Source organism: Psychrobacter immobilis (assembly GCF_904846175.1).
Classification (GTDB): Bacteria; Pseudomonadota; Gammaproteobacteria; order Pseudomonadales; family Moraxellaceae; genus Psychrobacter; species Psychrobacter immobilis_E.
The window spans coordinates 1-5,793 of the sequence record NZ_CAJGZM010000020.1 but is presented as its reverse complement, the minus strand read 5'-3'; the positions used below and the strand labels follow the sequence as shown (position 1 = coordinate 5,793).

At 47.6% G+C, this 5,793-nt stretch carries 2 tRNA genes and 3 rRNA genes; all 5 read left to right on the top strand.

Features of this window, described 5'->3' with window-relative positions:
- The first annotated feature begins 485 nt into the window (after positions 1 to 485).
- The 5 genes from JMW39_RS13090 (at position 486) to rrf (ending at position 5,785) form a co-directional block, all read left to right on the top strand.
- Positions 486 to 2,024: ribosomal RNA gene (locus JMW39_RS13090) — 16S ribosomal RNA — on the top strand.
- A gap of 76 nt (positions 2,025 to 2,100) precedes the next feature.
- Positions 2,101 to 2,177, top strand: a tRNA-Ile gene (locus JMW39_RS13085).
- An 8-nt stretch (positions 2,178 to 2,185) separates the two neighbouring features.
- Positions 2,186 to 2,261 (top strand) — tRNA-Ala (locus JMW39_RS13080).
- Positions 2,262 to 2,621: 360 nt separating this feature from the next.
- Positions 2,622 to 5,484: ribosomal RNA gene (locus JMW39_RS13075) — 23S ribosomal RNA — on the top strand.
- Positions 5,485 to 5,670: 186 nt separating this feature from the next.
- Positions 5,671 to 5,785, top strand: a 5S ribosomal RNA gene (rrf, locus tag JMW39_RS13070).
- The 16S, 23S and 5S rRNA genes sit together here with 2 tRNA genes alongside, the layout of an rRNA operon.
- Positions 5,786 to 5,793: the final 8 nt, after the last annotated feature.

Below are 5,793 nucleotides of genomic sequence, written 5' to 3'. Positions count from 1 at the left end.
AAAATAACTTCTTGACTTACTGAATTAAACGTCTATAATACGCACCTCATTAAGACAAACGGAATGACTTATATGTGAATTTACATATAACAAACCTGGATAACTTACTGAAACAATTTATAAAAAAGCTTGACAAACCAATCCATTGTGATATGATAGTCAGCTCGCTTCAAGGCATAACCAATATGGTTTAAGCCAATGAAGTGAAAGTAATACCCTATATAATCATCTACTGGACGACAGTAGATTGACACTATTTAAAAGCATAACTAAAGAACAACTTGTGTGGATTTTTGCTGATTCAGAATGCTAAAAAATAAAGTTGGTTTTACTTCCTTTTCGGGAGTCATTCTAACTATAAAAATTATCATTTAAGACAGTAAAAAAACTCAAAGTTAATTCATTACGAACATAATTTTTAGCGATTTTGCCAGATTAGATGAGCCAAGTTTAGAAGCTTCTTTAAAGAGCTTCATAGCAAGATTAAACTGAAGAGTTTGATCATGGCTCAGATTGAACGCTGGCGGCAGGCTTAACACATGCAAGTCGAGCGGAAACGATGATAGCTTGCTATCAGGCGTCGAGCGGCGGACGGGTGAGTAATACTTAGGAATCTACCTAGTAGTGGGGGATAGCACGGGGAAACTCGTATTAATACCGCATACGACCTACGGGAGAAAGGGGGCAGTTTACTGCTCTCGCTATTAGATGAGCCTAAGTCGGATTAGCTAGATGGTGGGGTAAAGGCCTACCATGGCGACGATCTGTAGCTGGTCTGAGAGGATGATCAGCCACACCGGGACTGAGACACGGCCCGGACTCCTACGGGAGGCAGCAGTGGGGAATATTGGACAATGGGGGAAACCCTGATCCAGCCATGCCGCGTGTGTGAAGAAGGCCTTTTGGTTGTAAAGCACTTTAAGCAGTGAAGAAGACTCCGTGGTTAATACCCACGGACGATGACATTAGCTGCAGAATAAGCACCGGCTAACTCTGTGCCAGCAGCCGCGGTAATACAGAGGGTGCAAGCGTTAATCGGAATTACTGGGCGTAAAGGGAGCGTAGGTGGCTCGATAAGTCAGATGTGAAATCCCCGGGCTCAACCTGGGAACTGCATCTGATACTGTTGAGCTAGAGTATGTGAGAGGAAGGTAGAATTCCAGGTGTAGCGGTGAAATGCGTAGAGATCTGGAGGAATACCGATGGCGAAGGCAGCCTTCTGGCATAATACTGACACTGAGGCTCGAAAGCGTGGGTAGCAAACAGGATTAGATACCCTGGTAGTCCACGCCGTAAACGATGTCTACTAGTCGTTGGGTCCCTTGAGGACTTAGTGACGCAGCTAACGCAATAAGTAGACCGCCTGGGGAGTACGGCCGCAAGGTTAAAACTCAAATGAATTGACGGGGGCCCGCACAAGCGGTGGAGCATGTGGTTTAATTCGATGCAACGCGAAGAACCTTACCTGGTCTTGACATATCTAGAATCCTGCAGAGATGCGGGAGTGCCTTCGGGAATTAGAATACAGGTGCTGCATGGCTGTCGTCAGCTCGTGTCGTGAGATGTTGGGTTAAGTCCCGCAACGAGCGCAACCCTTGTCCTTAGTTACCAGCGGGTTAAGCCGGGAACTCTAAGGATACTGCCAGTGACAAACTGGAGGAAGGCGGGGACGACGTCAAGTCATCATGGCCCTTACGACCAGGGCTACACACGTGCTACAATGGTAGGTACAGAGGGCAGCTACACAGCGATGTGATGCGAATCTCAAAAAGCCTATCGTAGTCCAGATTGGAGTCTGCAACTCGACTCCATGAAGTAGGAATCGCTAGTAATCGCGGATCAGAATGCCGCGGTGAATACGTTCCCGGGCCTTGTACACACCGCCCGTCACACCATGGGAGTTGATTGCACCAGAAGTGGATAGCCTAACCTTCGGGAAGGCGTTCACCACGGTGTGGTTGATGACTGGGGTGAAGTCGTAACAAGGTAGCCGTAGGGGAACCTGCGGCTGGATCACCTCCTTATAGATGGCATTCGGTCAGCAAGAATTCACAACAAGTTGTTCTTTAGTTTAAGCTTACGTTTATAACAAGCGTAATTGGGTCTGTAGCTCAGCTGGTTAGAGCACCGTGTTGATAACGCGGGGGTCAGTGGTTCAAGTCCACTTAGACCCACCATTTTACATGGGGCCATAGCTCAGTTGGTAGAGCGCCTGCCTTGCACGCAGGAGGTCAACGGTTCGACTCCGTTTGGCTCCACCACTATAAACGCAAGTAAGCTTTAGATGCCAATAAATATAATAGGTATTCAACAGAATTAAGTGATCGTTATTGATTATTTACTTCTGTTTTATACAGAACTTATGACTCGACGAGAGCATAAGAACTATTTAAAAACATAGATATGAGTCTGGGTTAAGAAGAGCGTGTTCACGCGCACTTCTTAACCTTAATAACTCGCTACTTAACGACATCAGTTGTTATCCCAGTAGTGAGTTATTAAAAAAAATAAAGAGAACTGAATCAAGCGTATAAACATAGGTGATATCGTTATCATAATTAGACTTTATGACACTTTGAAGTCAAAGCTTATTTATAAGTTAAGACTACTTGGGGTTGTATGGTCAAGTAATGAAGCGCACATGGTGGATGCCTTGGCAGTCAGAGGCGATGAAAGACGTGACAGCCTGCGATAAGCTTCGGGGAGGCGGCAATATCCTGTGATCCGGAGATTTCTGAATGGGGAAACCCACCTACCATAAGGTAGGTATCTTGTACTTGTACAAGAAGCGAACGAGGGGAAGTGAAACATCTCAGTACCCTTAGGAATAGACATCAAATGAGATTCCCCTAGTAGCGGCGAGCGAACGGGGAGAAGCCGATTAATTCTAATGTAGAAGAACAGCGTGGGAAAGCTGACCGTAGTAGGTGATAGTCCTGTATTCGAAACATTAGAGTTAACATATTAAGTAGAGCGGGGCACGAGAAATCCTGTTTGAAGATGGGGGGACCATCCTCCAAGGCTAAATACTCCTGACTGACCGATAGTGAACCAGTACCGTGAGGGAAAGGCGAAAAGAACCCCTGTGAGGGGAGTGAAATAGAACCTGAAACCGTGTGCGTACAAGCAGTAGGAGCCTCAATTTATTGGGGTGACTGCGTACCTTTTGTATAATGGGTCAGCGACTTATGTTCTGTAGCAAGGTTAACCGTTTAGGGGAGCCGTAGGGAAACCGAGTCTTAATAGGGCGAATTAGTTGCAGGGCATAGACCCGAAACCGAGTGATCTATCCATGAGCAGGTTGAAAGTGCCGTAACAGGCACCGGAGGACCGAACCCACTGTCGTTGAAAAGCCAGGGGATGACTTGTGGATAGGGGTGAAAGGCTAATCAAACTCGGTGATAGCTGGTTCTCCCCGAAAGCTATTTAGGTAGCGCCTCGGACGAACACCATTGGGGGTAGAGCACTGTTTCGGCTAGGGGGTCATACCGACTTACCAAACCGATGCAAACTCCGAATACCGATGAGTGATATCCGGGAGACACACAGTGGGTGCTAACGTCCATTGTGGAGAGGGAAACAACCCAGACCGCCAGCTAAGGCCCCAAATTCCTAGTTAAGTGGGAAACGAGGTGGGAAGGCATAGACAGCTAGGAGGTTGGCTTAGAAGCAGCCATCCTTTAAAGAAAGCGTAATAGCTCACTAGTCGAGTCGGCCCGCGCGGAAGATGTAACGGGGCTCAAACTAGGAGCCGAAGCTGCGGATTTGAATTTGTTTTCAAGTGGTAGGGGAGCGTTGTGTAAGCCTGTGAAGGTGTGTCGTAAGGCATGCTGGAGGTATCACAAGAGCGAATGCTGACGTGAGTAACGATAATGCGAGTGAAAAGCTCGCACGCCGGAAGATCAAGGGTTCCAGTCCAACGTTAATCGGGGCTGGGTGAGTCGACCCCTAAGGCGAGGCCGAAAGGCGTAGTCGATGGGAAATTGGTTAATATTCCAATACTTGTTTATAATGCGATGGAGGGACGGAGTAGGTTATGTCAGCCTGGCGTTGGTTGTCCAGGTGAAAGGATGTAGGCTTACAGTTTAGGCAAATCCGGACTGTAATACGGCTGAGATCTGATAGCAAGCTGTACTTGTACAGCGAAGTGGCAAATACCATGCTTCCAGGAAAAGCTTCTAAGCAATAGTTATAAACGAATCGTACCCTAAACCGACACAGGTGATCAGGTAGAGAATACCAAGGCGCTTGAGAGAACTCTGCTGAAGGAACTAGGCAAAATGGTACCGTAACTTCGGGAGAAGGTACGCTGCCGATGGTGATAGGACTTGCTCCTTGAGCTGTTGGCAGTCGCAGATACCAGGCTGCTGCAACTGTTTATTAAAAACACAGCACTCTGCAAACACGAAAGTGGACGTATAGGGTGTGATGTCTGCCCGGTGCTGGAAGGTTAATTGATGGGGTTAGCGTAAGCGAAGCTCTTGATCGAAGCCCCAGTAAACGGCGGCCGTAACTATAACGGTCCTAAGGTAGCGAAATTCCTTGTCGGGTAAGTTCCGACCTGCACGAATGACATAATGATGGCAGCGCTGTCTCCAGCAGAGACTCAGTGAAATCGAAATCGCAGTGAAGATGCTGTGTACCCGCGGCTAGACGGAAAGACCCCGTGAACCTTTACTACAGCTTTACATTGAACTTTGACCTGACTTGTGCAGGATAGGTGGGAGGCTTTGAAGCAGACACGCTAGTGTTTGTGGAGCCAATCTTGAAATACCACCCTGGTCATGTCGGGGTTCTAACTCAGGTATAACAATACCGAGGACAATGTATGGTGGGTAGTTTGACTGGGGCGGTCTCCTCCTAAAGAGTAACGGAGGAGTACGAAGGTGCGCTCAGACCGGTCGGAAATCGGTCGTAGAGTATAAAGGCAAAAGCGCGCTTAACTGCGAGACCCACAAGTCGAGCAGGTACGAAAGTAGGTCTTAGTGATCCGGTGGTTCTGTATGGAAGGGCCATCGCTCAACGGATAAAAGGTACTCTGGGGATAACAGGCTGATACCGCCCAAGAGTTCATATCGACGGCGGTGTTTGGCACCTCGATGTCGGCTCATCTCATCCTAGGGCTGAAGCAGGTCCTAAGGGTATGGCTGTTCGCCATTTAAAGAGGTACGCGAGCTGGGTTTAGAACGTCGTGAGACAGTTCGGTCCCTATCTACCGTGGGCGTTGGAAATTTGAGAGGATCTGCTCCTAGTACGAGAGGACCAGAGTGGACGAACCTCTGGTGTTCGGGTTGTCACGCCAGTGGCATTGCCCGGTAGCTACGTTCGGATGGGATAACCGCTGAAAGCATCTAAGCGGGAAGCCCACCTCAAGATTAGATTTCCCTAAAGAGCCGTTGAAGACTACGACGTTGATAGGCAGGGTGTGGAAGTGCAGCGATGCATGTAGCTAACCTGTACTAATTGCTCGTTTGGCTTGACCATACAACACCCAAGTGGTTTGTATGAAAGCTCTAATTAATCTATCTTGTATAAGTGAAAGCTTATAGAATAAAAGAAAGAATATTTCGATATCACCTTAAACCTTGATTCAGTTAGGTTTATGTTGATGAGACTACAAATAATATTGCAGTCAAAATAACAATAACAGACTCATATCTAACCCCCTTTGCTGACGACAATAGCATGATGGCACCACCTGATCCCTTCCCGAACTCAGAAGTGAAACATCATCGCGCCAATGGTAGTGTGGCTCCGGCCATGTGAGAGTAGGTCATCGTCAGCTCTCTATTC